The sequence below is a fragment of the Mesorhizobium sanjuanii genome (genome assembly GCF_002529485.1).
Classification (GTDB): domain Bacteria; phylum Pseudomonadota; class Alphaproteobacteria; order Rhizobiales; family Rhizobiaceae; genus Mesorhizobium; species Mesorhizobium sanjuanii.
Window position 1 is genome coordinate 1 of sequence record NZ_NWQG01000303.1, and the last position, 3,061, is coordinate 3,061.

4 protein-coding genes are annotated in these 3,061 nt (G+C 65.7%); 2 read left to right on the forward strand and 2 right to left on the reverse strand.

All coding sequences use genetic code 11. From position 1 onward, the window contains the following. The coding region (locus tag CN311_RS31470) for a nicotinate-nucleotide--dimethylbenzimidazole phosphoribosyltransferase (protein WP_097577461.1) at positions 1 to 974 on the reverse strand (974 nt) is incomplete at its 3' end. A 184-nt stretch (positions 975 to 1,158) separates the two neighbouring features. Between CN311_RS31470 and CN311_RS31475 the strand changes: the two genes are divergently transcribed. Further along, entirely contained in the window at positions 1,159 to 1,392 is a 234-nt protein-coding gene (locus CN311_RS31475) for a DUF1289 domain-containing protein (RefSeq protein WP_097577462.1), read from the forward strand. Between the two features lie 7 nt (positions 1,393 to 1,399). Then, on the forward strand, positions 1,400 to 2,104 hold the full coding sequence (locus tag CN311_RS31480) for a TIGR02281 family clan AA aspartic protease (protein ID WP_097577460.1): 705 nt from the start codon (positions 1,400 to 1,402) through the stop codon (positions 2,102 to 2,104). Positions 2,105 to 2,163: 59 nt separating this feature from the next. On the opposite strand, the gene dusA is transcribed toward CN311_RS31480, so the two are convergent. Further along, the coding region (gene dusA, locus CN311_RS31485; protein WP_097577463.1) for a tRNA dihydrouridine(20/20a) synthase DusA at positions 2,164 to 3,061 on the reverse strand (898 nt) is incomplete at its 5' end.

The following is a 3,061-nucleotide window of genomic DNA, read 5'->3' on the forward strand; positions in this document are numbered from 1 at the left end:
CCCGCGCTGGTGAGTGCGGCCGCCTTGACCAGGCCCGCCGCTAGGGCCGCCCCTGCCCCCTCGCCGTGGCTGATGCCCAGATCGAGGAGAGGGCGAAGGCCGAGCCGCTCGGCGGCCCTTATATGTGCAGGCTCCGGCGACAGGCCGGCAAGAAGACAATGGTCCAGCGCGGCCGGGTTGGCGGCATGAAGCACGGCTGCCGCCGCTGTCGCCGCAACGCCATCGATCAGCACCGGGATCTTTTGCATGCGGGCGGCGAGGATGGCCCCGGCGATCGCCGCGAACTCGCGGCCACCGACCCGGCGCAGAGCTTCGAGCGGGTCCCCGAGGCTTGTGCCGTGGAAGGCGATCGCGGCATCGACCGCTTCCGCCTTGCGCGCCTGCATCGCCGCATCGGCGCCCGATCCGGGCCCGACCCAGTCGGCGCCCTTGCCGCCAAACAGCGCCACAAACAGAGCCGCGCCAACGGTCGAATTGCCGACGCCGAGGTCGCCAAGGCACAGCAGATCGGTGCCGCCGGCGATCGCTTCCATGCCGAAGGCCATGGTGGCGGCGCAGCCGCGCTCGTCCAGCGCTGCCTCCTCGGTGAGGTCGGCAGTCGGAATGTGCAGCGCTAGATCGAATACTTTCAGCCCGAGGTCGTTGGCTATACAGATCTGGTTGACTGCGGCACCGCCGGCCGCGCAAAGCTCGACCGCGTTCGCGGTGGCCGCGACGGGACGTGGCGAAATGCGGTGGCGGGTGACGCCGTGATTGCCGGCGAAGATCGCCACCAACGGCCGTGTCACCACCGGCGGTGCCCGGCCGCTCCAGGCGGCGAGCCAGGCGGCAATGTCCTCGATGCGGCCGAGCGAATTCCCGGGCTGGTCGGCCTTGGCAAACAGTGCACGGACTTTGGTTTCGGCCGCCGTCTCGGCCGGCGGCAAGGCCGCCAGAAGGTTGCGAAAATCGTCGAAAGGCAGCGCGCTGGTCATGGCGTTGAGGATCATCCCCTAGGTTTGACGAGCGGCATAGCCGCGTTGCACGGCCGGCACAACCTCCTGCCGGTGCCGCGATAGCGCTTGCCAGCGGCGCATTCCGGAGGGCTTGCATTGGCCTTGCCGTTGCACCATGTGGAAGCAAGACAAGGGATTCCCTTGGGAATCCCAAGAGAACATCATGACGGCCATAGAATCCCCGTGCGTCCTGATCTGCTCGATCGATATGAAAACCGGCTTCTGCTTCGGGTGCGGTCGCACGCGCGAAGAAATCGGCGCCTGGATCGACATGACGCCGGAAACACGCCGAAATGTGATGGCCGAGCTGCCGGCCCGGCTGGAAACGGTCGAACGCAGGCCGCGTCGGGAAACGCGCCGCACCCGCCTCTCTCGTGAACGCGACGCTCTATCGTGAACCGCCCATGAACCGACTTTTCTGGATCTTGATGATCGTGATCGGGGTGGGCGTGGCCCTGCTCATCTTCAACGATTCCGCCGGCAGCACGTTCGGCGTCGAGAACAACGATTTCGGCCGGCTGATCTGGCTTGGCGCATTGGTCGCGCTCATCGGCGCCGGCCTGCTCAGATCCGGCAGACCCCTGGGCACCATGGCGCGCAGCCTCGGCGCCTGGGGCGTCATCGTGCTGGCGCTGATCGCCGGCTACCAGTATCGCTACGAATTGCAGGATTTCGCCAGCCGGGTAACCGCCGGGCTCGTTCCTGGCAGTCCGCTGGCGCTGGGTGTGGAGGACGGCCACGCCACGGTGACCCTGGACAAGGCCGACAACGGCCATTTCGAAGCGCGCATCATGGTCAATGGCGCGCCGGTCCGGGCCGTGGTCGACACCGGCGCGACCAGCACCGTGCTGACAGCGCAAGATGCGCAGGCGGCTGGCTTCAATCCAGCCACGCTCAATTTTACGATACCGGTCTCGACCGCCAACGGCATGGCGCGCGCAGCGGGCGTGAGAACCGACGAATTGGCGATCGGCGGCATCGTTCGCAAGAACATGCCGGTCATGATCGCCGCACCCGGCATGCTCAGCCAGAGCCTGCTCGGCATGAATTTCATCGGTTCGCTGTCGGGTTTCGACGTGCGCGGCGACCGCATGATCTTGCGCGACTAGCGCATCGGCCCGAAAATCGAAATCGATTTTCGGAAAGCACGATGCGTAGATAAAGCCCCTCAGGCGGCTTCCGCGCTTGCCCTGACCAAATCAACCGCGGCGAAGGCGGTTTTCAGCACGTCCGGCCCAGCGCCGGGCCGTGTCGCGTCGGTCGAAAGGATCTGCCGATAGCGGCGTGCGCCAGGCAGGCCGTGAAACAGGCCGACCATGTGACGGGTGACATGGCCAAGCCGGCCGCCCCGCTCGATATGGCGCGCCGCGTAAGCCGCCATGGAATCGATCAATGAGGCAAAGTCGAACGGCTCGGATTTGCCGCCATAGAAGGTGGCATCGATGTCCGCCAGGATGCAAGGCGTGTGATAGGCGGCGCGGCCGAGCATGGCGCCGTCGACATGATCAATGTGCCTAAGTGCCTCTTCGAGCGATTGAATACCGCCATTGATGCCGATGAATTCATTCGGCTTTCTGGCTTTCAGGCGATAGACCCTGTCATAGTCGAGCGGTGGGATGTCACGGTTTTCCCTTGGGCTGAGCCCCTCCAGCCAGGCCTTGCGGGCATGCACCCACAATGCGTCGGCGCCGGCTGAAAAAACGCCGTCCGCCAGCGCGTCGAGCGCCGGCTCCGGATCCTGTTCGTCCACGCCGATGCGGCATTTGACGGTGACGGGGATTTTCACGGCAGCCTTCATCGCCGCGACGCAATCGGCGACGAGAACCGGCGTCTTCATCAGGCAGGCGCCGAACGTGCCCGACTGGACGCGGTCCGACGGGCAGCCGACATTGAGGTTGATCTCGTCATAGCCGAAGGCTTCGCCGATGCGCGCCGCCTCGGCAAGCTTGCGCGGATCGGAGCCGCCAAGCTGCAATGCGACCGGATGTTCCGCGTCATCAAAGCCGAGCAGCCGCTCGCGTGCACCCTGGATGATCGCGTCGGCCACCACCATCTCGGTGTAGAGC